The sequence below is a fragment of the Sphingomonas sp. NFR15 genome (genome assembly GCF_900103265.1).
In the GTDB taxonomy this organism is placed as follows: domain Bacteria; phylum Pseudomonadota; class Alphaproteobacteria; order Sphingomonadales; family Sphingomonadaceae; genus Sphingomonas; species Sphingomonas pollutisoli.
Window position 1 is genome coordinate 1,063,537 of record NZ_FMWX01000001.1, and the last position, 24,244, is coordinate 1,087,780.

Consider the following 24,244-nt stretch of genomic DNA (forward strand, 5'->3'; position numbering starts at 1 on the left):
CCGCAAAGAGGGAAGAGACGATGAAGACCGGTCTGATTTCCATGATCGCGCTGGCCACGGGGATCGCCAGCACGCCGTTCGCCGCACATGCCGCCGATGCCGCCCCCGCCCCGGCGGCGGCCCCGGCCGATGACGCCGCACCTGCGGGGGACGACGACCAGCAGATCGTCGTCACCGGCCGCCGCACGCGCTCGGTCGTCGAGATGGACGGCATCCAGATCCAGAAGCAACTGCCCGGCATCAACCCGCTGAAGGCGATCCAGACACTGCCCGGCGTCACCTTCCTCACCGCCGACCCGTGGGGCAATAACGAGCAGAACATCTCGCTCTTCATCCACGGCTTCAACCAGCAGCAGCTCGGCTACACGCTCGACGGCATTCCGCTCGGCGACCAGACCTACGGCAATTACAACGGCCTCGCGCCGCAGCGCGCGGTGATCTCGGAGAATGTCGGGCGTGTCACGCTAGCGAGCGGCGCGGGCGACCTGGGCACCGCATCGACCAGCAACCTCGGCGGCACGATCGACACCTTCTCGAGCGATCCCAAGCACGAGATGGGCGGCACGATCGCGCAGACCTTCGGCAGCTACAACACCTACCGCACCTTCGTCCGCATCGACAGCGGCGATCTCGGCACCGGCAGCGCCTTCTATCTCTCGGGCGTGCGGCAGGATGCCCGCGCGTGGGACTTCAACGGCCATCAGGGCGGCTATCAGGCCAATGGCAAGTTCGTCCATGACGACGCCACCGGCAAGTTCACCATCTACGCCGCCTATTCGGACAAGACCGAGCCGAACGAGGACGCGACCGTCATCACCCCGGCGAACCGCGCGACCGCGCCCTATACGCGCCCGTTCTTCTATCCCGATTTCGCCGGCATGCAGACCTATCTGAACTCCGGCGCATACAAGGCGGCGGGTTCGAATTACCGAAACTATTATTCGGACGCGCAGCGCACCGATTATCTGGCGTACGCGAAATACGACTGGCGGATCAGCGACCGCGTCACCTGGACCAACCAGGCCTATGCGCATCACAACGACGGCGTCGGCGTCGTCGCCGGGCCGATCGACGTCGCCGGCCTGCCGGGGCTGTTCTCCTTCTATTATCCCGGCGTCCCCGGCAGCAGCCCGACCTCGGCGGCGAACCTCGCGCGGCTTTCGACGATCTTCGGCGGCTCGGGCCTCGCGACCCGCACCACCGAATATCAGATCGATCGCGGCGGCATCCTCTCGACGCTGAGCGCGCACCTCGGCAACCATGAGATCGAAGTCGGCGGCTGGTACGAACGGCAAAGCTCGTCGGCGTTCCGGCGCTGGTATGCGCTCGACGTCAACAATCCCTCGTCGCCCTACACCCGCCCGTTCGATCAGGCCGCGCCGCTCATCACGCAATACGGCAGCCGCATCACCGTCGACGAAATCCAAACGCACATTCAGGATACCTGGCACATCCTGCCGAACGTGACCGTGCTGGCCGGCTTCAAGAGCACCTTCCAGAAGGCGCGCCAGGACGTCCCGGTCCAGCCGATCCCCGGATCTTTCTCGAACTCGACGGCGCTGCCGGTGGGGCGCATCAACACCGACAAGGCGTTCCTGCCCGAGATCGGCGCGACCTGGGCGGTGACCGAACACGACCAGTTCTTCGTCAACGCGCAGCAGAACATTCGCCAGTTCCCGACCAGCGCCGCCACTGGCCTGTCACCGTTCGCGCTCGGCAGCCAGCCGGTGTTCGAGGATTTCAAGGCCAACGTGAAGCCGGAGACGAGCTGGACCTATGAAGTCGGCGCGCGCGCACAGCACGCGGTTTCACTCGGCCCGATCACCGGCTTCGAAGGGCAGATCAGCTATTATCACGTTGATTTCAGCAACCGCCTGCTCGCGCTCAGCCCGACGACCGTCATCACCTCGATCATCAGCGGCGCGGCGATCATCCAGAACGTCGGCGACGTGAAGACCAACGGGGTCGATTTCGCGGCGACGCTGCATTTCGGGCCGCATTTCTCGATCTACAACGCGGTGTCGTACAACGACTCGCAGTACCAGCAGAACTATTCGACCGGCGTTCCGGCGGTGGTGGTGCCGACCGCTGGCAAACAGGTGCCCGGCTCGCCGAAATGGCTCAACAAGACCGTCGTCTCGGCCAATTACGGCATCTTCGACCTGCAGTTCACCGGCGATTATCTCGGCCGCCGCTTCGCGACCTACACCAACGATCTGTCGGTGCCAGGCTACTTCACTCTTGCCGGCCGCATCGGCGTCGCCGTCCCGCTGAACGACGCGATGTTCGTGAAGACGCTCAACCTCAGCGTCAACGTGACCAACATCACCGATCAGAAGGGCGCGTCGACGCTCAGCATCGGTGCGGCATCAGGCACGTTCAACCAGTTCCCGGTCGCGCCGCGGCAGGTGTTCGGCACGATCAGCGTCAACTTCTGACGAGTCACCCGACGTTCGCGCCGAACCAGAGCGGCTGGCTGGCGCGCCAGCCGCTCGGTTGACGTCCGTGCGATGATGCATATACATCATCGCCATGTCCACCACATCAGACCCCGCCTGCGCCTGCACGACGCTTCGCAAGGCGACCCGCGCCATCACGCGCCTCTATGACGAGGCGCTGGCGCCGACCGGCATGACGATCACGCAATTCGCGATCCTGCGCAACGTGGCGCGGCGTGGCACGGTCGCGCTCAGCCGGCTCGCCGAGATATTGGTGATGGAGCGGACGTCGTTGTATCGGGCGCTCGCGCCTCTCGAAAGGCTCGGCTGGCTCGCGATCGCCGACGCCGGCGCGCGGACCAAGGCCGTGACCGTCACCGATGCGGGACATGAAGCGCTGGAGCGCGCCGGCGCGCCGTGGCAGGCGATGCAGAGGCGCTTGATCGGCGCGTTCGGGGCGGAGCAATGGGCCGCGCTCGAAGCCACGCTCGGCCGTTTGTCCACGCTCGCGCAAGAAGCCGACGCATGATCCCGCGCGTGCCGCCGCGATTCTACGCTTATGTCGTCGTCGCGGTGACGTTCCTCGCCTTGCTGGTCTCGGCGGGCTTGCGCTCGGCGCCGGGCGTGATGATGGTACCGCTGGAGATGCACTTCGGCTGGGATCGCGCGACCATCTCCGCCTCGGCCGCGATCGGAATCTTCTTTTACGGGCTGGTCGGGCCGTTCGCGGCGGCGCTGATGCAGAGCATCGGCATTCGCCGCACGATGCTCGGCGGCCTGGGGCTAATGGCGGCGGCAACGATCGCCAGCCTGAAGATGACCGAGCCTTGGCACTATGTGCTGAGCTGGGGCGTGGTCTCAGGGATCGGCAGCGGCGCGGTCGCCTCGGTGCTCGGCGCGGCGGTGGTCAACCGCTGGTTCGCGACCCGGCAGGGCCTCGTGATGGGGATGCTGAGCGCGAGCACCGCGACGGGCGCGCTGGTGTTCCTGCCGATGCTCGCGTGGCTTTCGAGCGCGGGCGACTGGAAGCCGGTCGCCACGGCGGTGAGTATCGCCGCGCTCGCCCTGATCCCGTTGGTATGGCTGCTGATCCCGGAACATCCCGGCGACGTCGGCACCGGCCGGTTCGGCGAGGCGGAGCCGACCGCCCCGCCCGCGATGAAACAGGCGGCGACGCCGCTGCTTGCGTTCGAGGCTTTGTTCCGGGCAAGCCGCAACCCGGTGTTCTGGCTGTTGTTCAGCACCTTCTTCGTCTGCGGGCTGACCACCAACGGGCTGATCGGCACGCATATGATCGCGTTCTGCGGCGATCACGGCATCGCCCCGGTGGCGGCGGCGGGGCTTCTGTCGATGATGGGCGTGTTCGACCTGATCGGCACGACCGCGTCGGGCTGGCTGACCGACCGCTACGATCCCCGAAAACTGCTGATGGTTTATTACGGCCTGCGCGGGGCATCGCTGATCGCGCTGCCGTTCATCGACCTTTCGGCGCTCAGCCTCACCGTGTTCGCGGTGTTCTACGGGCTCGACTGGATCGCGACCGTGCCGCCCACCGTCAAGCTCTCCAACCAGGCGTTCGGCGAACGCGATGCGCCGGTGATGTTCGGTTGGATCATGGTCGGCCATCAACTCGGCGCCGCGACCGCCGCGTTCGGTGCGGGCGCGATCCGGGAGGCGACCGGCACGTACCTGCCCGCTTTCGTCATCGCGGGCCTGTTCGGTCTGATCGCCTCGGGACTGTTTGTGGCGGGCGGACGCGCCGCACCACGAACCGCCGCCGCCTGAGATCGTCTCGAACCGCTGGCGGCTACTCCGCCAGTCCGGTGGCAACTCCGACATTGTGGCTGGAAATCCAGCGGCCGACATCCTCGAACGCGAGCAGTTCGTTGAATGCGATGCCCGCGCACGCATCGGCACGCCACCGCACCGAACCGGTGAGCACCGGCAGGCCAGAGACCGAAAGCACCACGTCGTCGCCGACCCGGCCCGGGTCGCTCAGATAGACTCGCGCGCCCCCTTGCGAGATGTTGGCGAGCGCAACGGGCTGATAGCGTGCGCCCGAGCGGAGCCGCGCCGGCACGCTGACCGCGACGCGCGGCGCGCGCGCGACATAGCCCGAGGTCGGCGTGGATTCGGTGAGGACTTCGGCGATGTCGATGAACTGGCTGAACCGGACCCCCATCAACTCCGGGCGGCGCCAGACCACCCGGCCCCGCACGATCTTCGACGAGCGGAACTCGATCTTCACCGCGTCGCCGACCTCCAGATCGGAGAAGATATGCGCCATCAGCCCGCCGCGCGAGATGTTGCGGACGAGGCACAGTTCCTCGCCGAGCGCGGTGCGCAGGATAGCCGCCTTCAGGATCGACAGGTTGCGGGCGTCGGCACGGCGCTCGGGCGCCGGCGGCACGTCATCGGACATCGAGATGACGGTCAAGGCTTTGTCGTTGCGATGGTCGAACATGGCCGCTCTCTCCCCGGCGTGACGCGCCATTGTGCTGGCCGGTCGAGCTATGCCCGGCGCTAACCCCAAATTGGGTATCGAGATTTCGTTTACGCGCACTTAATTTTCCGGGGATCGGATGCGTTCCGCGCAATCAGAGCTGCCCTGTTCGCACTTGCAGCATTTTCATTTCCGCCGCAAAGAGGGCGTGCCTTTCAGGCATCCTCTCCTAAAACTTTCAAAGGCCGCCCTCCGGGGCGGCCCTTTTTTTGTCGCGAACATGCCGGGTGGCAGGTACCGCGACCCGGCAAGCGCGTTCCCGCTGCCGTGCCACCGATCCTCGCGCGTGCGGGTATGCGGCTATTTCGCGCCGATTCGGCTGCCGACCGCCTGGAACAGGGCGACCGTGTCACTCAGCCGCGCGGCACGCGCCTGGACGAGTTGCGCACGCGCCTGCGCGTCCGCCGCGGTCGCGTTGAGCAGCGCGAGCGTGCCGATGCTGCCGAGCTGGAGTTGGCGCCGCGCGAAACCCAGCGCGCGTCCCGAGGCATCGCTGGCGCGGGTCGCCGCGTCGAGCGCTTCGGCATCGGTGCGCAGGCCGCTCAGCGCGTCGGAGACTTCGCCGAACGCCTGAAGCACCGTCGCGCGATATTGCGCCTTGGCGCCATCGAGCGCAGCCTCGGCGGCGCGCTGCTGGTGGCGCAGCGCGCCGGCGTGGAACAGCGGCTGGGTCACACCGCCGAGGATCGCCCAGAACGGATTGCCGTCCTTGAACATATCGCCGAATGCCTGCGCGGTGCCGCCGGCGCTGGCGCTGAGCTGAATGCTCGGCAAGCGCGCCGCGATCGCGGTGCCGACATCCGCCCCCGCCCCTTCGAGCTGCGCGCGCGCCGCGCCGATGTCGGGCCGTCGCGTGACGAGATCGGACGGCAGGGCGAGCGGCAAGCGGGTCGGCAGCGCGAGCGAGTCGAGCGTCGGCAGATCGGGCAAGGCCGCTCCGGCCGGCACGCCGATCAGGCTGCCGATCACGACCCGCTGGTGCTGTTCCGCGCGCACCAGCGGCGGCAAGGCGACCTCGGCTGCCGCAAGCGCGGTCTGCTGCGTCGCCACGTCGGCGGCGCCGACATCGCCAAGCTGCTGACGCCGCCGCAACGCGCCGAGAATATCACGGTTGACCGCGATGCTGGTCTGTGTCGCCGCGATCTGCTCGGCGAGCGCCGCGCGCTGGATCACGGCGGCGACCAGATTCGCGACCACGGTCGCGCGCGCGGCATCGCGCCTGTGCGCCTGCACCTCGGCCGCCGCACGCGCCGAGCGAATCCGCGAGCGCGTCGCGCCAAACAGATCGAGGCCGTAGCTGACCGTCACCTGCGCGGTGTGGAGGCTGTAGAGATATTGGTTGGCATCCGCGACCGCGGGCGAAAGGTCGCGCGAGATACGCGTGCGCTGCGCCTGATAGCTGAGGTCGGCTTGCGGCAAGGCCGCGCCAGCCGCCGCCCTGCCCGTCTCCTGCGCCTGGCGCAGCGACGCTTCGGCGACCTGGATGTCGTTATTGTGCGCGAGCGCGGTCGCCACCAGCGTGTCGAGCTGACCGCTGCCGAACTCGCGCCACCAGTCGCCGGCGGGCGCGTCGGCGGTGAGCGCCTGCGCCGGACCGCTCGCCGGGCTGATCGTCTCGGGCTTGGGCGCGGGCGGCAGCGCCGCGTGCGGATCGAGGGTCTTGGGGCCGAGCGCGCAGCCGCTGGTCGCGAGCAGCGCGGCGATGAGGATCGCGCGCGTCATGCCGGCACCTCCCCATCGCCCGCAGGTGGTGTGTGGTGCCCGACATCGCGGCCATGCGCGCCGCGATCGTGGGGCGACACCCGGCGCGAGAAGCGCGCGATCAGCGCGGGCAGCACCAGCAGGATCAGCACCGGCGCCAACGTCATCCCGCCGACCACGACGAGCGCGAGCGGCTTCTGCACCTGGCTGCCGATCCCGCTCGACATCGCCGCCGGCAGCAGACCGATCGCGGCGACCAGGCACGTCATCACCACGGGGCGCAGGCTATGCGCCACCGTCGTCGCGAGCGACGCCTCGCGATCGATGCCCTCGTCGATCGCGTTGTTATACGTCGTCACCACGAGAATCCCGTCCATTACCGCGATACCGAACAACGCGACGAAGCCGATCGCCGCCGAGATGCTGAACGGCGTGCCCGACAGCGCCAGCGCGAGGATGCCGCCGATCACCGCCATCGGGATCGCCGAGAAGGCGAGCAGACTGTCACGGATCGAGCCGAAATTGGCGTAGAGCAGCAGCAGGATCAGCAGCAGGCTGATCGGGACGACGATCTCGAGCCGGGCGACGGCGTTGTTGAGATTGTCGAGCTCGCCCGCCCATTCGAGGTGATAGCCCGATGGCAAATGGACGTTGCGTGCGATCCGCGCCTTCGCCTCCGCCACCGCGCTGCCGAGATCGCGCCCGCGCACCGAATATTTGATCGGGATGTAGCGTTCCTGATGCTCGCGGTAGATGAACGACGCGCCCGAGGTCAGCCGCACGTTGGCGATTTCGGACAGCGGCACCTGGATCATGCCGGTGCCGCTCGGCGCGGTCGCGCCGATTGTGATGCGGCGGATCGCCTCCACGCTGTTGCGCTGTTCGGGCTTGAGGCGCACCACGATCGGGAAGTGCCGATCGGTGCCCTTCTCATACAGGTCGGCAGTCGAAGACCCGCCGATCGCGGCGGCGACGGTCTGGTTGACGTCGTCGGGCGTGAGCCCGTAACGCGCCGCCGCGCCGCGATCGACATCGACCTGTACGGTCGGCTGGCCGAGCGACTGGAACACGCCGAGATCGGCGATGCCCTGAACCTTGGCCATCTGATCCTTGATCTGGTCGGCATATTTCTCGAGCGTCGCGAGATCGGGGCCGAACAGCTTGATCGAATTGGCGCCCTTCACGCCGGAGGCGGCTTCCTCGACGTTATCCTCGATGATCTGCGAGAAGGAGAATTCGACGCCGGGATATTTGTCGGAAAGTCTTTTCGACAATTCGGCGATCAACGTGTCCTTGGTCACGCCGCGCGGCCAGGTGTCGAACGGCTTCAGAGGCACGAAGAATTCGGCGTTGAAGAAGCCGGTCGCATCGGTGCCGTCATCGGGGCGGCCATGCGCGGAGAGCACCGCGTTGACCTCGGGATATTGCATGATGATCCGGCGCACGCCCTTGACCACCGGCTCGCCCGCTTCGAGGCTGATCGAGGGCGGCAGGCTGGCGCGGATGTACATGTTGCCCTCCTCCAGATGCGGGAGGAACTCGATGCCGAGCGAGCGCGCGCCAATCAGCGCGACGGCGAGCAGCAGCACCGCCCCGCCGATCGCGAGAATGCGGTTGCCGAGCGCGAAGGCGGCGGCGGGCTCGTACACGCGCCGCAGCCGCGCGACGATCCACGTCTCCACTTCGGAAAGCTTGTCGGGCAGCAGCATCGCCGAGAGCACCGGCGCCACGGTGAAGGTCGCGATCAGCCCGCCGGTGATCGCATAGGCATAGGTCTTCGCCATCGGCCCGAAGATATGGCCCTCGACGCCGGACAAGGTGAACAACGGCAGGAAGCTGACGATGATGATCGCGGCGGCGAAGAAGATGCCGCGGCTCACCTCGGAACTCGCGCCGAGGATCGCCGAGAAACGCGTCGCCGTCGTGTAATGGCCATGCCCGCTTTCCACGCGCGCGGTTCGATCGACCATGTGGCGGAAGATGTTTTCCACCATTATGACGCTGGCATCGACCACAAGCCCGAAATCGAGCGCGCCGACCGAAAGCAGATTCGCGCTCTCCCCCTGCAACACCAGCAACAGAATCGCGAAGGCGAGCGCGAACGGGATGGTCGCCGCGACGATGATCGCGCTGCGCAAATTGCCGAGGAACAGCACCTGCAAAACGAAGATCAGCACGATGCCGACCAGCATGTTCTCCAGCACGGTATGGATCGTCAGGTGGATCAGGTCGGAACGGTCGTAGATGCGTTCGAGCTGGACGCCCGGCGGCAGCACGCCCGAGCTGTTGATGTCGGCGACTTCCTTCTGCACCGCCTGGATCGTCGGCATCGATTGCGCGCCGCGCTGCATCAGAACGATGCCCTGCACGATATCGTCCTGGTCGTTGTAGCCGGCGATGCCGAGCCGCGGCGCGTTACCGATCTGGACGTCCGCCACATCCTTGACGAGGATCGGCTGGCCGCCCGACGTACCGACCAGCACGTTCTCGATCGCCGAGGCCGACTGGATCAGGCCGACGCCGCGCACGATCGCCGCCTGCGCGCCGAAGTTGATCGTTTGGCCGCCGACGTTGCTGTCGCTCTTGGAGAGCGCGGTCAGCACCTGCGAGATGGTCGCGTTGTGCGCGGCGAGCCGCGCGCTGTCGATCACCACGTCATAGGTGCGCAGCTTGCCGCCCCAGCCGGTCACGTCGATCACGCCGGGGATGCGCTTGAAGCGGCGTTGCAGCACCCAGTCCTGCAGGGTCTTGAGGTCCATCACCGAATAGCCCTTGGGGGCGGTGATCTTGTAGCGGTAGATTTCGCCGACCGGGCTGGTCGGCGACAGCGTCGGCTGCGCACCGCCGGCGAGCGGCGGCAATTGCGAAAGCCGGTTGATGACCTGCTGCTTGGCCGCCTCGTTGGTCAGGTCATAGCTGAACTGGATCTTGATGTCGGACAGGCCAAACAGCGAGATCGCGCGGATCGCGGTGAGATGCGGGATGCCCGCCATGCCGACCTCGATCGGGATGGTGACGTTGCGCTCCATCTCCTCTGCGGACAGGCCGTTGGTCTGGGTGATGACCTCGACCATCGGCGGCACGGGATCGGGATACGCCTCGATATTGAGGTTGAGGAAGCCGATCACCCCGGCGAGCAGCATCGCGCAGAAGATGCCGACGATCAGCATCCGCTGGCGTAGCGCGATCGCGACGAGACGGTTCATTCGCCCAGACCCGCCTCGTTGACGAACAACGCGCCCGCGGTGACGATCCGCTCACCGGGCTTGAGGCCGGCGGTGATCTCGACCTGACCGTCCTGTTCCTCGCCCGCCGTCACCGAACGCGCGGCGAGCAGCCCGTCGGGGCGCACGACCCAGACGCGCGCCGAATCGCCTTCGTGGATGACGGCGGCGGCGGGAACGCGGATCACCTGCCCGGCACCGCTCTGGTGAATCGCGAAGCTCGCGAACATCTGCGGTTTGAGCGCCCCGTCCGGGTTGGGGATCGCGGCACGCACCGGCAGGCGGTGCGTATCGGGGTCGAGCGCCGCGCCGACCAGGTTGATCGTCGCGTGGAACACGCGGCCGGGCAGCGCCGGCGTCGTCACCGTCACGGCATCGCCGACATGGACCGCGCTCGCGTCGCTCTGGGCGATCTGCGCGACCAGCCAGACGCGCGAGGGATCGGTGATCGTCATCACCGGCTTGTCGCCGCCCTGCGACAGATATTGCCCGACCGACACGTCGCGCGTCGCCACGAGGCCGGAGATCGGCGCGTGCAGCGTCGTCATGTCGTGGATGCCCGACACCTCGCCCGCGCCTTCCAGCGTGTTGATCTCTCCTGGGCTCTTGCCGAGGATGGCGAGCTTGTCGCGCGCGGCGCCGAGTGCTGCGGCGGCGGTGCGCGCGGCCGCCTGCGCGGCGGCGAGGTCTGCCTGCGCCTGCTGATAATCCTTCAGCGCGCCGCCGGCGGTCGAATAGATCTGCTGTTGCCGCTCGGCGGTGCGCTGCGCGGTCTGTAGCTGCGCCTGCGCGCTTTGATAGGCGGCGCGCGCCGAGAACAGCCCGTTCCGCGCATCCACGAAATCGTTGGTCCGCACCGTCAGCAGCGCCTGGCCCTGCTTCACATATTGGCCGGCGTCGGCCAGCACCTGCGCGACCTGCCCCGAATATGGCATCAGCACCGGCGTGCTGTGATCGGCATCGACCGTGATCGCGCCGGTCGCGAGCGTGCGCGCGTCCGAGTTGCCGATCGCCACGCGCATCGTCTGCAACGCGGCGAACTGATCGGGCGAGAGGCGCAGCGTGCCGGGCGGCGTCACCGGCGGCGCAGGGGGCGTGCTGCGGGTGAACTGCGCGATCACCATAGCCAGCACCGCGATCACCACGAGCGCGGCGACGGCCAACCCGAGCCAGCGAAGCTGCGTGCGGGCGGGCAGGCGCGTCGAAGGCGGCAGCGCCTTTGGCTCGTCATGTGTGTGCATCGAATTCCTGTGTGTTTCGGGCAGGCGCGAAAATGGGTCCGGCGCGGCATTACGCCGCGGCATGGCGGCGTAACAGTGACAAGTCCGTCATCCAGCGGTTATGAAATGCAAGATTCCGTAACATTCCGTCATGTCGGCAGCATGTCATGGCGCTCGATTCCCCGGTCCGGCAAGAACTGCGGCATCGTCGGCACGCCGGTCTAGCCGGCAGCCGACGACACTCGCATGACGCGACTACGATCTACCGCGAACGCGGACCATCTATCCCTAGGTTTGATACGGAGGACGCCTGGTGGGTCTTTCCGGCATCAGCGAGCGTCAGCTCTCGTCGATGCGCCGGTCTTCGTCCGAGACGACGGCGAGTTGCTTCCAGTCGAGATCTTCCTGCAATTGGAGATATTCGTCCGGGCCGATCTCGTCGGCGTCGCGCAAGGCGTCGAGCCGCTTGCGTTGCGCCAGCACCGCGGCGAGCGAGAGCCCGCGCCGGTGCGCGAGCGGCGCTTCATGGCCGGGGCCGCTCAGCCGATCATGATGTTCGCGATAGGCCGCGCGGATCGCCTCGGCGGCGTCGCCGGGCTCGTCCTCCAGCCGCGCGAGCGCCGCCTCGGCGAGCGCCCGTCGTGCCGCGTCGCGCTCCCGCGCGGCATCGCCGCTGCGTTCGAGCTTGAGGAGATGGATCAGCGGCGCGAGCGTCGCGCCCTGCAGCACCAGCGTCGCCAAAACGACCGCGAAGGCGGTCAGCACGACGAGGTCGCGTTCGGGGAAGCTCGCCGGCAGCGCGAAGGCGGTGGCGAGCGTCACCAGCCCGCGCATCCCCGCCCAGCCGATCAGCACCGCCTCCCCGCGCGATGCCGGCTCGGCGCCGCCGGCACGGTTGTGGCGGAATTTCGCGAATTCGCGGTACAGGAAGGCGAGCAGCAGCCGGGTGACGATCACCCCGACCACCACCGCGCTGGTGAGGCCGGCCGCGCGGTGCAGATCGGCGCTCGACATGCCGCCGACGATCCGCCGCGCCTGCAACCCCATCAGCAGGAAGGCGAGCACGTTGAGCAGGAACACCACCGTTGTCCACACGGCATAGGAATGGACCCGCATCCGGGGCGAATCGGTGACGCGCGCGTGGTAGGCGATCGTCATCGCGCTGGCGACGGTGGCGAGCACCGGCGACAGATGCAGCCGCTCGGCGATCAGCCAGGTCGCGAAGGCGTGGACGAACTGGAGCAACGTCGCACCGACGGTATTGCCAGCGAGCGGGGTCATCCGCGACACCAGTGTCCCGTAAGCGATCCCGAACAGGATGCCGCCGGGCACCGCGAGCGTCAGCTTGAGCGCGGTGCCGCCATCGATCCCTCCGTGCGACTGCACCGCGAGCGCGGCGCCGAATAGCAGCAGCGTGGTCGCGTCGTTGAACAGGCTCTCGCCCTTGAGCAAGGCGTCGACGCGCCGCGCGACCGGCAGATTGACCAGCACCGCCGTCACCGCCGCCGCATCGGGCGGCGAGACGATCGCGCCGAGCGTCACCGCGACCACGACCGGCAGCCCGAAAGCGCCCGAGCCGATCGCCACCACGACGGCGGTGGTCAGCACCACCGCGCCGACCGCGAAGACGATTAGCGGCACCAGCAGCCGCCAGGCCGCGCCGATCGGAAAATCATAGGCCGAATCGATCAGCACCGGGGCGATGAATAGCGCGAGCGCGGTGTTCGGGTCGATCGGGATGACCGGGGCGCCGGGCACCATCGCAACCGCCACGCCGGCCGCCGCGAGCATCCCCGGATAGGGCAGCCGCACCCGCCGCGCGACCTGCAACAGCAGGATTGCGGCGGCGAGCAGCGCGATGAGGCTTTCGAAGAAGCTCATGCGAGCGCGCGCACCTCGGCATGACGAAAGCACGCGCGCGCATGATCGTTGACCATGCCGACCGCCTGCATCCAGGCGTGGACGATCACCGGGCCGACGAACTTTAACCCGCGCGCCTTGAGCGCCCGCGACATCCTTTCGGACGCCGGCGTGCTGGCGAGGACATGGCCGTCGCCCTCCACCGGCGCGCCACCGGCGACGTCCCACACGAACGCGGCGAAATCCTCGCCGCGCGCCACCATGTCGAGATAGATGCGGGCGGCGGCGATCGTCGCGCGGATCTTGGCGGCGCTGCGCACGATGCCGGGGTCCGCCATCAGCCGTGCGACATCGGCATCGTCGAAGCGCGCGACGATCGCGGGATCGAAACCCGCGAAGGCGGCGCGGAACGCCTCGCGCTTGTGCAGGATCGTCCGCCACGACAGCCCGGCCTGGAACCCGTCGAGGACGAGCGTCTCCCAGAGTTCGCGCGAGTCGCGGAGCGGCACGCCCCACTCCTCATCGTGATATCGTACCATCAGCGCATCGTCGCCGCACCAGGCGCACCGTGTCTTCCCGGCCATTCGCGATCCCCCTCACCGTATCGCGCCCTTCATAAGCTGGAACGCCTCGCCCGCGCGACCCGCGAACACCGCCTTGGCGGAATAGAGCGCGGTGCCGAACACCTTGTCGGCCTCGATCTTGGGCGGCATCACCAGTTCGTAGCGGTCGGTGACGACATCGAGCAGCGCCGGCCCCGGCTCGGCGAGCCACTGCCGCACCGCCTCGTCGAGCTTCGCGCTGTCCTCGACCCGCCGGCTCCAGAAGCCCATCGCCTCGGCGACGCGCGCGAAATCGGGATTTTTGAGATCGGTATAGGTGTCGAGCAGCCCTTCGACCTTCTGCTCCAGCTCGACGAAACCGAGCGAGCTGTTGTTGTAGATGCACACCTTGATGGGCAGATCCTCTTGGATCGCGGTCATCAGATCGCCGATCAGCATCGCGATGCCGCCATCGCCCGACAGCGAGATCACCTGCCGCTCGGGGAACGCCGCCTTGGCGCCGAGCGCCTGCGGCATCGCGTTCGCCATCGTGCCGTGCGTCAGCGAAATGACGGTGCGGTTGCGTCCGGTCGCGGGGACATGGCGCAACAGCCACACCATCGGCGAGCCGCCGTCGGCGGTGAACACCGCGTCGGGCGAGGCATGGCGGCCGATCGTCTCGGTGAGATATTGCGGGTGGATCGCCTTGCCCGCCTCTGGCACGGCATGCTTGCGCTCGCCCGCCAGCGCTTTCTCGCGGTGTTCTAGGCATTCGTCGAGGAAGCCGCGCGCCTCGCGCGCCTTGATCAGCGGCAGTAGCGCGCCCAGCGTCTCGCGAATTCCGCCGACCGCGCCGAGATCGACCGGATGGCGACGGCCGAGATGCGATCCGTCGATGTCGATCTGAATGATCGTCGCCTTCTCCGGGTAGAATTGCCGCCACGCGAAATCGCAGCCGAGCAGCAGCAACGTGTCGCAGTTCATCAGCGCGTGATAGCCGCTCTCCGATCCGAACACGCCGGTCATGCCGACGACAAAGGGATTGTCGTGTTCGAGGAAGTCCTTCGCCCGCGAGGTGTGCGCGACCGGTGCCTTGAGCCGCTCGGCGAGCCGGACCACCTCGTCATGCGCATCATGGCAGCCCGAACCGCCGTAGATCGCGATCTTCTCGCCGGCGTTGAGCAGCCCGGCGATGCGGGCGAGTTCGTCTTCGGAGGGCAAGGTGCGCGGCTCGGCGCGATGCACCGCGAACCCCGGCTCGTCGGGCGCGGCTGACGAGGAAACGTCGGCGGGCACGATCAGCACCGCGACGCCCTTCTTGGCGAGCGCGGCCTGTGCGGCCATCGCCGTCATGCGGCGCGCTTGGGCGGGTGTACGGATTTCGTCGCAGAACACGCTGCACGCCAAATAGACCTGCTTGAAATCGACCTCCTGCGGAAATTCGAAGCCGAGTTCGTCGCGGACGATCTGGCTGGCGATCAGCACCACCGGCGCACGGTTGCGGTGGCTCTCGAACAGCCCGTTGATGAAGTGCAGGCTGCCCGGACCGCACGACCCCGCGCACGCCGCCAATTCGCCGGTCAGCAGCGCGTCCGCGCCCGCCGCGAAGCCGCCCGCTTCCTCGTGCCGGACGTGCACCCAGCGGATGCCCGAGGTGCGGATCGCGTCGGTGACGTGGTTGAGCGTGTCGCCCGGCACGCCGTAGCAGCGCCGCACGCCTGCCTGTTCGAGCGTTTCGATGATAACCTGCGCAACGGTCTGAGCCATAAGGGAATGCTCCGGGAAGGACTGGACCCGACTGTAACCCGCGAGGCGCCCGGATGGTCCTTCGGTGCCGATCAAGCCGGCGAGGAACGCCGCGCGCCGACAAGACGTTAAGGGCGCGCAATCAACAGGAGACGACGACATGGCACAGGACGCGATCGCCTTGCTCAAGGCCGATCATCGCACGGTCGAGGATCTGTTCTCGGAATACGAAAGCGCGAAGGGCGCCGCCGCCAAGCGCAAGCTCGCCGAACGGATCTGCCTCGAACTCACCGTCCATACTCAGATCGAGGAAGAAATCTTCTACCCGGCGTGCAAAGGCAAGGTGGAGGGCGACCTGCTTGACGAAAGCTATGTCGAACATGACGGCGCCAAGGTGCTGATCGCCGAGATCGAGAACGGCAAGCCGAGCGACGATTTCTACGACGCGAAGGTCACGGTGCTGGCGGAGCAGATCAAGCACCACGTCCATGAGGAGGAGGCGTTCCTCAAGGGCCTGTTCGCGCAGGCGCGGCGCACCGATCTCGATCTCGCCGCGCTCGGCGAGGAGATGGCCGCGCGTAAGGAAGAGCTGACCGCGCAGTACAAGAAGAAGCTGCCCACGCCCGAAGCGCGCACGTTCGAAACCGTGTCGCTCGGCGGGTGATCGAATGGGCCGGGGTGCATCGCCACCCCGGCCCCTGCATTATCTCATCCGCCGTCTGGGCTGCGCCGCGTCCTACCGCCGCAACCGAGTGTCGTTCGCCTTCACTCCGGCCTGGAGCGGCGCCAGCGCCGCGGTCGGCAACGATGCGACCGCAGCCGCTGCCGCGAGATTGCTTTCCGCCAGTCGCATCCAATCGCTTGGCCACAACAGCTTGCCCTGCGCCATCCGCTCGATGGCTTTAGCGTTGGCGCTGCCCGCGCGCTGTACCGCGTCGCCCGCGACCCCGATCGATTTGCCCGAGGTGGTGAAAGCACCGACCTTCTCGGTGACCATACGGCTGAGCTCGACATGGTCGGCGGCCAGCGGGTTCTGCATCGCCGCCGCGATCGTCGGCAGGCGCGCCGCGACGACGCGCTGCGCGCCGAACATCATGTCGATCACGTCCTTGTTCCACTGGGCGGCAGCCAGCGGCCAGGTCCACAGGGTCATGGCATTGTCGGTGACGGATGGCATCGTGGCTTCCTCGAAGTGCTGCGGTGCAACAACGCACGGGAACCGGCTTCGGCCCCACGTTCGGCACCCGCTACGATGTGATGCGTTATACCCGCAAGGAGAACATCATGTCCGCACCCAAGGATCTACCCACGTCGCCCAAGGCCGGGGGCAGCATCGACAAAGACATCGACGTCCAGACCGGCAAGCTCGGCACCGGACCCGGCTATTCGGGCCAGGAATATGACAGCCAGGCGCATGCCAGCGAACGGGCGCTCGACGCCAACGCCAGCGACGGCGTGACCCCGCCGGCCGCCGACGCCGCGCTCCCGCCCGACAACGGCAAGCGCGCCTCCTACGATCCCGCGACCGGCGCGGCGCGCGGCAGCGGCGCGGGCGCCGGCGGCGGCAACGCGGGCGAGGATTTCGACAGCGACGCGGCGACCGGCGACGGCTTCCCGCAGACCGGCCGCGACGTCGATATCGAACGCTGACCGAGCGCCTCGACAGCGCGCTTTGATAGCGTTAACATCCGATCTCGACGCTGCGGGACGGCGCGGTACGGGAGAGGTCGGACGATGAAGAGCACAATCCTGGCGATGGTCGGCGCGCTTGCGGCGGCGACACTGGTTTCGGCCGCGCCAGCGCCTCACCCGGCCAACGATGGAGCGCGCTTCGACTGGGTCGAGTATCAGGGAGCCGACGGCCCCGCCACACCGGCGGGCCAGTATCGCAACCCGATCCTCGCCGGCTTCTATTCGGACCCGAGCATCCTCCGCGTCAGCGACGATTATTATCTCGTCACCTCGACCTTCTCGTGGTTCCCCGGCATTCCGGTGTTCCACAGCCGCGATCTGATCCACTGGACGCAGATCGGCAACGCGATCGACCGTCCCGACCAGCTCGATTTCGGTACGCTGCCGATGTCGCGCGGCGTGTTCGCGCCGGCGATCAACTACCACAATGGCCGCTTCTACATCGTCAACACCTGCGTCGATTGCGGCGGCAATTTCGTCATCACCGCGACCAACCCGGCGGGTCCTTGGTCCGCTCCGGTCTGGCTCAAGACCGTCGAAGGTATCGACCCGTCACTGTTCTTCGATGATGATGGCCGCGCGTGGATCGTCAACAACCGCGCGCCCGAGGGCACGCCGCGCTATTCCGGACACCGCGCGATCTGGATCGAGCAGTTCGATCCGGTCGGCCTAAGGATGCTCGGCAACGCCAAGCTGGTCGTCGACGGCGGCATCGATCCCGCCACCAAGCCGGTCTGGATCGAGGGGCCGCACGTCTATAAGGTCAACGGCAAATATTATCTGATGGCGGCGGAGGGCGGCACCAGCGTCAACCACAGCGAGGTGATCCTGCGCGCCGATAACGTCGCTGGCCCCTATCGCCCCGCCCCGCCCTCGATCAACCCGATCCTCACCCAGCGCGATCTGCCCGCCGGCCGTCCGAACCCGATCAGCGCCGCCGGCCATGCCGATCTGGTGCAACTGCCCGATGGCCGCTGGTGGGCGGTGTTCCTCGCCACGCGACCCTATGCGCAGGACTATTACAACGCCGGGCGCGAGACCTTCCTCCTGCCGGTGACATGGCGCGACGGCTGGCCGGTGATCCTCGATCGCGGCAAGCCGGTACCGACGCTGCTCAAGGCGCCGCTTCCCGCCGTGACGGCCGGCACCACGCCGATGACCGGCAGTTTCACCGTGCGCGACGATTTCACCGCGCCCAAGCTCGGCCGCGAATGGATGGCGATGCGCGGCGCGCCGGTGCGGCCCGCCGGCGGCGCGCTCATGCTGACGCCCGGCCGCGACGGCCTTGGCGATTTCGGCCGCCCCGCGTTCGTCGCGCGACGCCAGCAACATGCCGAGGCGACCGTCACCACCGCGCTCCGCTTCTCCCCGCGCGAGGGCGAGATGGCGGGGCTCGCCGCACTCCAGAACGACGACTATTTCCTGACGATCGCGCTCACCCGTCACGACGGCAGCACGTTCGTCCGGGTCGCACGCCGCGCCGGCAAGCAGGAGCCGCGCGACGGCGTCACCATCGCAGAGCGCCCGATCGCGGCCGGCCCGGTGCGGCTACGCATCGCCGCGCACGGCGGCCGCTACGACTTCGCCGTTTCGCAAGGCAAGGCGTGGACGACGGTCGCCGCCGGGGTCGATGCCACCAACCTCAGCACCGCAACCGCGGGCGGGTTCGTCGGCACGATGATCGGCCCGTTCGCGCAGGGGCCACGGGGTTAACGCACAGTTCCGTTCGCACTGAGCGAAGTCGAAGTGCGTGCCGCAAGCGGTGCGTTCGCCACACGTGCTTCGACTTCGCTCAGCACGAACGGCAGTTGGTGGAGAGGATAACAATGAAGACGTTCGCAAGCCTGCTCGCCCTGGCGCTCGCCGCCACCCCCGCCATCGCTACACAGCACCCGACATGGACCGCTGACAACGGCAATGGCACCTATACAAACCCGTTGTTCTACGACGAGTTCTCCGACCCGGACATGATCCGCGTCGGCGACGATTTCTATCTCACCGGCACGACCATGCACGCGATGCCCGGCCTGCCGATCCTCCATTCGAAGGACATGGTGAACTGGGATTTCGTCGGCTACGCGCTCGACACGCTCGATCTCGGCCCGGCGTACCGGCTCGAGGACGGCAAGAGCATCTACGGCCAGGGCATCTGGGCGCCGAGCTTCCGCTATCACGACGGCACCTTCTACATCTTCAGCAACGTCAACCACGCGATGACGCAGATGTTCACGGCGAAGTCGCCCAAGGGCCCGTGGACGCGCACGCCGATGAAGCGCAGCTTCCACGATCTGTCGGTGCTGTTCGACGATGACGGCAAGGTCTATGTCGTCTGGGGCTATCAGGAACTCCACCTCGCGCAGCTCGACGCGAGCCTGACCGATATCGTGCCGGGCAGCGAGCGGGTCATCACGCAGAAGGGCACCGGGCTCGGCGAAGGCTCGCATTTCTACAAGTTCGGCGACACCTATTACATCACCACCGCCGAATATTCCGGCAGCTTCCGCATGCCCGCCGCGCGCGCCAAGTCGCCGCTCGGCCCGTGGGAGATCAATCCGTCGATCAGCGAGCATGAGGATTTCGGGCTTGGCAAAGGCTATCACCTGCGCGGCAAGGATCCGACGACGATCCTGCCGCCCGATCCGCACGCGCGCGACGGCATGTCGATGCACCAGGGCGGCATCATCCAGACGCCCAAGGGCGATTGGTGGGGCTGGTCAATGTTCGAGGGCAATTCGGTCGGCCGCCTCACCGCGCTGTCGCCGGTGACGTGGAAAGACGGCTGGCCCTATTTCGGCCTGCCCGGCAACCTCGGCCGCACCCCGCGCACCTGGGTCAAGCCGATCGCGTCGGCGGCCCCGCCGCATGCGCCTTACACGCGCAGCGACAGTTTCGACGGCACGCTGGCCAACGTGTGGCAGTGGAACCACGTGCCCGATCCGGCCCGCTGGTCGCTCACCGAGCGGCCGGGGTCGCTGCGGCTGCACACCGCGCCGGCAAGCGATTTCCTTGGCGCGCGCAACACGCTTACCCAGCGCGCGATCGGCCCGCAATCGACCGTCACCGCCGAACTCGACGCGAGCGGCCTTGCGGTGGGCGACGTGGCCGGGCTGGCGCTGCTCAACCGCCCCTATGCGTGGCTCGGCGTCGAACGCGGCGCGGACGGGCTGACGATTGTGCGTTTCGACGAGAAAGGCGGTCGCGTGGCAAGCGCGCCGATCCGCGCGACGCACCTGTGGCTGCGCGCCGCGTGCGATTTCGACACCGAGCAGGCGCGGCTGAGCTATTCGACCGATGGCATGCACTTCACCGTGCTCGGCCCCGATTTCACGACGGTCTATCAGTTGATGACCTTCCAGGGCGTCCGCTACGGGCTGTTCGCCTATAACCAGCGCGGCGCGGTTGGCGGTTTCGCCGATTTCGCCGGCGTCGACGTCACCGAAGGCCGCCCCGAGAGTCGCCCGGCGATCCCCTATGGCAGGCGCATCACGCTACGCCCGGTCGGTTCGGATCACACCGCCGCGCTGTTAAACAAGCCGTTGCTGGTCGCCGATCGCAAGCTCGGCCGCGTCGCGTTGCTCAACGGACAAAACGCACTGACCGTCGGAGCGGACGGCACGGTATCGCTCCAGCCGGTGCGCGCAGACGCGCCGGGGCAGAGCTTCCAGTGGATGGAGAGCCTCAGCGGCGGCGCGGTGCTGATGTCGCTCGCCACCAACCGCTATCTCCATGTCGATCCCGCCACCGGCGCCTTGCGCGCCGACAGCCCCGGCCCGACCGCCGACAACGCCGATCTGACGCGGTTCCGCATCCTCCCCTGACGACGAGGTCTCGATGAAACGCCTTGCTTGCGCGCTCGCCGCGCTGCTGCTGTCCACCGCCGGGCCCGCCCTCGCCGGCGATGCGCCGCTGGTCGTCCACGTCGATGCCGCCAAGCCCGGCGCGAAGATCGACCGCGATCTGTTCGGCCAGTTCGCCGAGCATCTCGGCACCGGCATTTACGGGGGCATCTGGGTCGGCAAGGATTCGGCCATCCCCAACGTACGCGGCATCCGCAGCGACGTCGTGCAGGCGTTGCGCGCGCTGAAGGTGCCCAACGTGCGGTGGCCGGGCGGCTGCTTCGCCGACGAATATCACTGGCGCGACGGCATCGGCCCGCAGGCCAAGCGCACCGTCACGGTCAATTCCAACTGGGGCGGCGTGCCCGAGCCCAACAGCTTCGGCACCGAGGAATATATGGACTTCCTCGGCCAGATCGGCGCGGATGCCTATGTCTCGGTCAACGTCGGCTCGGGCACGCCCGAGGAGGCGAGCAAGTGGCTCGAATATATGACCACCGACCAGCCGACCACGCTCGCCAAGGAGCGCGCCGCGAACGGGCACCCGGCGCCGTACAAGATCAAATATCTCGGCCTCGGCAACGAGAATTGGGGCTGCGGTGGCGCGATGTCGCCCGATCATTATGTCGAACAAATGAAGCTGTTCAGCCACTTCGCGCGCAACGGCAATCCGGCGCAGAAGGCGACCGACCAGATGCAGCGGATCGCGGTCGGCTGGGACGCCGACAAGGGCGATTATACCGAAGCCGTGATGAAGGCCTGGGCCAGCAAGGCCTGGAGCTGGGACATCGATGGCGTGTCGCTACACAGCTACAGCGTCGGCGGCTGGCCGCCCCGCATGCCGAGCACCGGCTTCGGTGAGGACGATTACGCGCGGCTGCTGAACGAAACGCGCGGCATGGATACGCTGATCGCCAAGCAATCGGCGATCATGGACCGCTACGATCCGGGCAAGAAGATCGCGCTGGTGGTGGACGAATGGGGCGCGTGGCTGGCGCCGACGCCGGGCAGCAACCCCGGCTTCCTGCAACAGCAGAATTCGCTGCGTGACGCTATCCTCGCTGCGATCAACCTCAACATCTTCATGCGCCATGCCGATCGCGTCCGCCTCGCCAATATCGCGCAGATGATTAACGTGTTGCAGGCCATGATCCTCACCGACGGGCCGAAGCTGGTGCTGACGCCGACTTATCACTTGTATCGCATGTACCTGCCCTTCCAGGACGCGACCTATGTGCCGCTCGACTACACATCGGCGACCTACACGCATGGCAAGATCAGCATGCCGCAGGTCGATGCCGTCGCCGCGCGCGACACCACCGGCCAGCTCTGGGTGTCCGCCACCAACGTCGATCCGAACCGGCCGGCCGAGATCATCCTCGACGTGGCGGGCGCGAAGGTCTCGCAAGGCAGCGGCCAGCTATTGACCGCGCCGCGAGTCGACAGCGTCAACAGCTTCGCCGCCCCAAATGCGGTCGCGCCCACGCCGATCGCCGCGACGGCGACGGCCAAGGGCCTGCGCATCGTGCTTCCGCCCAAGTCGGTCGCGGTGCTGGCGCTGCGATAGCGCTATCGCGAGCGGCTGGCCGGCACCGTCAGCCGCCGCGCAGCCACTTCATCACCTGCGCGCGGATACGGCCGTAATTGCCCTGCGCGAGCGGGCCGAGCACACCGTGCTTGGCCGCGGGCAGATGGGCCAGCGGATGGCCTCGGTCACGGAACACATAATGGTCGAAATAGGCGCGCCATGCCCCGCGCTCGCGTTCGGGCCGCTCGGCGATCGCGATCATCGCCAGCAGCATCGCCGTATAGGGTGCGTCGGGGCCGATCGCGAATGCGTCCCACCAGAAGTTGACCAGCATGTTGAACGGCGCGGTCGCCTCGACCGAATGCCACCACAATTTGGGCAGGTAGAGCGCGTCGCCCGGCTCCAGATCGACGGTGATCGCCCGCGCCCGCGCGGCGGCGAAGCGCGGGTAACGCGGATCATCGGGCGGCGCGCTGGCGGCGAGGCTGGTCGGCTGGCCCGCCATCGTGAAGTCGATCGGCCCGACATAGAGATCACCGATCGCGTCGGGCGGGTACAAAGTGAAGCGCCGCCGCCCCGCGACGACACAGGCGAAATTGTCGAACGTGTCGTAATGGCAGGCGACCGTCGAGGCGGTGCCGATCCAGACATGCTGCCGCACCGCGCCGTCGGGCAGCGCGGCGAGCCGATGCTCGCGCTCGAAGCCCGGCAGATAGCGTTCGACCGGCAACGAGCCGACATAGACCGACGCGCTCTCCGGCGCATCCGCCGCTGCATCGATTCGCGCGAGCGCATCGCGCAGCGGCATCGCCTCGCGCACGAAGTTGAAGCCGTCGAGATCGGCCGCGTAATCATAGCGCCCCGCGATCGCGGCGGTGCCGACGAACGCCTCCGCCACCTGTCCGGAATCGAACGTTTCCAGGCATGCGAGCAGCGTCTGGCGGGACCGGGCGGCGGCACGCGCCGCCGGCCAGTCGCGGCACAGTCCACGCAGCACGACCGGCGCGCACGCGGGTGCGATCTCGGCGAGGAAGGCCGCGCGGTCGAGGGGACCGTCTCGTTCGATCACGCGACCTCGGCCAGCCGATCGTTGTGCAGCCGCGCCAGCCGCGGCACATGCTGGAGCGAGCCGATCACCGCGTAGGCGAGGTGCAGCCAGCCGCGCCGGAACAGATCGAGCGCGGCGGCATCTTCGAGCGCGCCGAGCGCATCGCGGCTGATCGTGTACAGCCCGTCGAGCACGAGATGCTCGCCATCGTCGAACCGGAAGGTCAGGTCGATCGGCTCGATCAGCTTGAGGTCGAGACACGCGCGGATGAACTGGTCGGTCGCCTCCAGCCCGACGCTGAGCTGCGCGAGCGCGCGCTGGACGCGGCGCAACGGCTCGTCGGGCTTGCCCTCCCAATCGAACACCGGCTTGCCCTCGGCGCTGCCGAAGCGCGGATGGTCGCGGTCGATGACGATCGAATCGTCGGACACGTAGAAGCCCTCGCGCTCGACGTCGAACAGGCGCTGCGCGTCGCTGAGATCGCGCGAGCCGGCGAGCAGCGGGCGGCCTGGTTTGAAGCCGAGCATCGCGCCCGCATAGAAGGCGCCCGTGTCGGCCTTCTTGGAGAACAGGATCGGGAAGCGCGCGGCGGCCGATTCGAACTCGGTGGCGACGATCTGCACGAACAATCGCTCATCGACCACCGGCGCGCCGAGGCGCAGATCGGCATGCACCTGGCTGTTGAGAACTTCCCATGTGGGCATCGTCACCCTTCTCCCGTCCTATTGCTGTCGCTGATCCGCCCCCGCGGCGCCCGCCGGGCCGCGTTTCGCTTCGGCGTGTTACCGCTGCATAACCGGCGCGCCATCTCCGGCCAAGCCGTCGAGCGTGCTTTTATAGTCCTACAGAAACTGCTTGCAGAACCTTTCTGGTAGCGGTACCACCACCGACACAGACGAAGCCGAT

18 protein-coding genes are annotated in these 24,244 nt (G+C 67.6%); 8 read left to right on the forward strand and 10 right to left on the reverse strand.

Annotated features, from left to right (window positions below; all coding sequences use genetic code 11):
- The first annotated feature begins 20 nt into the window (after nucleotides 1-20).
- The 3 genes from BLS81_RS04980 to BLS81_RS04990 all read left to right on the forward strand — a co-directional run bounded on the left by BLS81_RS04980 (nucleotide 21) and on the right by BLS81_RS04990 (nucleotide 4,223).
- Nucleotides 21-2,438 (forward strand): TonB-dependent receptor, encoded by a 2,418-nt coding sequence (locus tag BLS81_RS04980; protein WP_093221370.1) that lies wholly within the window; start codon nucleotides 21-23, stop codon nucleotides 2,436-2,438.
- A gap of 94 nt (nucleotides 2,439-2,532) precedes the next feature.
- A complete protein-coding gene (locus BLS81_RS04985) occupies nucleotides 2,533-2,967 on the forward strand; it encodes a MarR family winged helix-turn-helix transcriptional regulator (protein ID WP_093221372.1) in 435 nt (144 codons plus the stop codon).
- The gene (locus BLS81_RS04990) at nucleotides 2,964-4,223 is read left to right on the forward strand and encodes an MFS transporter (protein ID WP_093221375.1); all 1,260 of its coding nucleotides are present in this window, start codon (nucleotides 2,964-2,966) and stop codon (nucleotides 4,221-4,223) included. Before BLS81_RS04985 ends, BLS81_RS04990 begins: the two co-directional genes overlap by 4 nt.
- 22 nt (nucleotides 4,224-4,245) lie before the next feature.
- On the opposite strand, the gene BLS81_RS04995 is transcribed toward BLS81_RS04990, so the two are convergent.
- The 7 genes from BLS81_RS04995 to BLS81_RS05025 form a co-directional block, all read right to left on the reverse strand.
- A complete protein-coding gene (locus BLS81_RS04995) occupies nucleotides 4,246-4,902 on the reverse strand; it encodes a PilZ domain-containing protein (RefSeq protein WP_176787035.1) in 657 nt (218 codons plus the stop codon).
- Nucleotides 4,903-5,241: 339 nt separating this feature from the next.
- Nucleotides 5,242-6,663, reverse strand: coding sequence for an efflux transporter outer membrane subunit (locus tag BLS81_RS05000; RefSeq protein ID WP_093221380.1), 1,422 nt, complete (start codon nucleotides 6,661-6,663; stop codon nucleotides 5,242-5,244).
- Nucleotides 6,660-9,848, reverse strand: a complete 3,189-nt coding sequence (locus BLS81_RS05005) for an efflux RND transporter permease subunit (protein ID WP_093221383.1) — start codon at nucleotides 9,846-9,848, stop codon at nucleotides 6,660-6,662. The genes BLS81_RS05000 and BLS81_RS05005 overlap by 4 nt, the downstream gene beginning before the upstream one ends.
- Nucleotides 9,845-11,107: an efflux RND transporter periplasmic adaptor subunit gene (locus tag BLS81_RS05010; RefSeq protein WP_093221386.1), complete on the reverse strand. Its 1,263-nt coding sequence runs from the start codon at nucleotides 11,105-11,107 to the stop codon at nucleotides 9,845-9,847. Before BLS81_RS05010 ends, BLS81_RS05005 begins: the two co-directional genes overlap by 4 nt.
- Before the next feature lie 318 nt (nucleotides 11,108-11,425).
- Entirely contained in the window at nucleotides 11,426-12,967 is a 1,542-nt protein-coding gene (locus BLS81_RS05015; protein WP_093221388.1) for a cation:proton antiporter, read from the reverse strand.
- Nucleotides 12,964-13,530 (reverse strand): DNA-3-methyladenine glycosylase I, encoded by a 567-nt coding sequence (locus tag BLS81_RS05020; RefSeq protein ID WP_093221391.1) that lies wholly within the window; start codon nucleotides 13,528-13,530, stop codon nucleotides 12,964-12,966. Before BLS81_RS05020 ends, BLS81_RS05015 begins: the two co-directional genes overlap by 4 nt.
- A 12-nt stretch (nucleotides 13,531-13,542) precedes the next feature.
- Nucleotides 13,543-15,255, reverse strand: coding sequence for a thiamine pyrophosphate-dependent enzyme (locus tag BLS81_RS05025; protein WP_093221395.1), 1,713 nt, complete (start codon nucleotides 15,253-15,255; stop codon nucleotides 13,543-13,545).
- Nucleotides 15,256-15,394: 139 nt separating this feature from the next.
- Here BLS81_RS05025 and BLS81_RS05030 point away from each other — a divergent pair, with 139 nt between their 5' ends.
- Nucleotides 15,395-15,898, forward strand: coding sequence for a hemerythrin domain-containing protein (locus tag BLS81_RS05030; protein ID WP_093221397.1), 504 nt, complete (start codon nucleotides 15,395-15,397; stop codon nucleotides 15,896-15,898).
- Between the two features lie 72 nt (nucleotides 15,899-15,970).
- Here BLS81_RS05030 and BLS81_RS05035 read toward each other — a convergent pair whose 3' ends face one another.
- On the reverse strand, nucleotides 15,971-16,411 hold the full coding sequence (locus BLS81_RS05035) for a hypothetical protein (protein WP_093221400.1): 441 nt from the start codon (nucleotides 16,409-16,411) through the stop codon (nucleotides 15,971-15,973).
- A 107-nt stretch (nucleotides 16,412-16,518) separates the two neighbouring features.
- On the opposite strand from BLS81_RS05035, the gene BLS81_RS05040 reads away from it, so the two are divergent.
- The 4 genes from BLS81_RS05040 (at nucleotide 16,519) to BLS81_RS05055 (ending at nucleotide 22,329) form a co-directional block, all read left to right on the forward strand.
- Entirely contained in the window at nucleotides 16,519-16,884 is a 366-nt protein-coding gene (locus BLS81_RS05040; RefSeq protein WP_143023300.1) for a hypothetical protein, read from the forward strand.
- 84 nt (nucleotides 16,885-16,968) lie between these two features.
- The gene (locus BLS81_RS05045; protein WP_218123089.1) at nucleotides 16,969-18,639 is read left to right on the forward strand and encodes a glycoside hydrolase family 43 protein; all 1,671 of its coding nucleotides are present in this window, start codon (nucleotides 16,969-16,971) and stop codon (nucleotides 18,637-18,639) included.
- Nucleotides 18,640-18,752: 113 nt separating this feature from the next.
- Nucleotides 18,753-20,744, forward strand: coding sequence for a glycoside hydrolase family 43 protein (locus BLS81_RS05050; RefSeq protein ID WP_093221407.1), 1,992 nt, complete (start codon nucleotides 18,753-18,755; stop codon nucleotides 20,742-20,744).
- Between the two features lie 13 nt (nucleotides 20,745-20,757).
- Entirely contained in the window at nucleotides 20,758-22,329 is a 1,572-nt protein-coding gene (locus tag BLS81_RS05055) for an alpha-N-arabinofuranosidase (RefSeq protein ID WP_093221409.1), read from the forward strand.
- Between the two features lie 28 nt (nucleotides 22,330-22,357).
- Here BLS81_RS05055 and BLS81_RS05060 read toward each other — a convergent pair whose 3' ends face one another.
- Both BLS81_RS05060 and BLS81_RS05065 read right to left on the reverse strand, forming a co-directional pair.
- Nucleotides 22,358-23,359, reverse strand: coding sequence for a cupin-like domain-containing protein (locus BLS81_RS05060; protein ID WP_093221411.1), 1,002 nt, complete (start codon nucleotides 23,357-23,359; stop codon nucleotides 22,358-22,360).
- Complete coding sequence (locus BLS81_RS05065; RefSeq protein ID WP_093221414.1) at nucleotides 23,356-24,042, reverse strand: SapC family protein; 687 nt, start codon at nucleotides 24,040-24,042, stop codon at nucleotides 23,356-23,358. Before BLS81_RS05065 ends, BLS81_RS05060 begins: the two co-directional genes overlap by 4 nt.
- Between the last annotated feature and the right edge of the window lie 202 nt (nucleotides 24,043-24,244).

What these genes read in the sequence shown, in the direction of transcription:
- BLS81_RS04980 (WP_093221370.1), top strand. Translation starts at nt 21, where the DNA reads ATGAAGACCGGTCTGATTTCCATGATCGCGCTGGCCACGGGGATCGCC.
- BLS81_RS04985 (WP_093221372.1), top strand. Translation starts at nt 2,533, where the DNA reads ATGTCCACCACATCAGACCCCGCCTGCGCCTGCACGACGCTTCGCAAG.
- BLS81_RS04990 (WP_093221375.1), top strand. Translation starts at nt 2,964, where the DNA reads ATGATCCCGCGCGTGCCGCCGCGATTCTACGCTTATGTCGTCGTCGCG.
- BLS81_RS04995 (WP_176787035.1), bottom strand. Translation starts at nt 4,902, where the DNA reads ATGTTCGACCATCGCAACGACAAAGCCTTGACCGTCATCTCGATGTCC.
- BLS81_RS05000 (WP_093221380.1), bottom strand. Translation starts at nt 6,663, where the DNA reads ATGACGCGCGCGATCCTCATCGCCGCGCTGCTCGCGACCAGCGGCTGC.
- BLS81_RS05005 (WP_093221383.1), bottom strand. Translation starts at nt 9,848, where the DNA reads ATGAACCGTCTCGTCGCGATCGCGCTACGCCAGCGGATGCTGATCGTC.
- BLS81_RS05010 (WP_093221386.1), bottom strand. Translation starts at nt 11,107, where the DNA reads ATGCACACACATGACGAGCCAAAGGCGCTGCCGCCTTCGACGCGCCTG.
- BLS81_RS05015 (WP_093221388.1), bottom strand. Translation starts at nt 12,967, where the DNA reads ATGAGCTTCTTCGAAAGCCTCATCGCGCTGCTCGCCGCCGCAATCCTG.
- BLS81_RS05020 (WP_093221391.1), bottom strand. Translation starts at nt 13,530, where the DNA reads ATGGCCGGGAAGACACGGTGCGCCTGGTGCGGCGACGATGCGCTGATG.
- BLS81_RS05025 (WP_093221395.1), bottom strand. Translation starts at nt 15,255, where the DNA reads ATGGCTCAGACCGTTGCGCAGGTTATCATCGAAACGCTCGAACAGGCA.
- BLS81_RS05030 (WP_093221397.1), top strand. Translation starts at nt 15,395, where the DNA reads ATGGCACAGGACGCGATCGCCTTGCTCAAGGCCGATCATCGCACGGTC.
- BLS81_RS05035 (WP_093221400.1), bottom strand. Translation starts at nt 16,411, where the DNA reads ATGCCATCCGTCACCGACAATGCCATGACCCTGTGGACCTGGCCGCTG.
- BLS81_RS05040 (WP_143023300.1), top strand. Translation starts at nt 16,519, where the DNA reads ATGTCCGCACCCAAGGATCTACCCACGTCGCCCAAGGCCGGGGGCAGC.
- BLS81_RS05045 (WP_218123089.1), top strand. Translation starts at nt 16,969, where the DNA reads ATGAAGAGCACAATCCTGGCGATGGTCGGCGCGCTTGCGGCGGCGACA.
- BLS81_RS05050 (WP_093221407.1), top strand. Translation starts at nt 18,753, where the DNA reads ATGAAGACGTTCGCAAGCCTGCTCGCCCTGGCGCTCGCCGCCACCCCC.
- BLS81_RS05055 (WP_093221409.1), top strand. Translation starts at nt 20,758, where the DNA reads ATGAAACGCCTTGCTTGCGCGCTCGCCGCGCTGCTGCTGTCCACCGCC.
- BLS81_RS05065 (WP_093221414.1), bottom strand. Translation starts at nt 24,042, where the DNA reads ATGCCCACATGGGAAGTTCTCAACAGCCAGGTGCATGCCGATCTGCGC.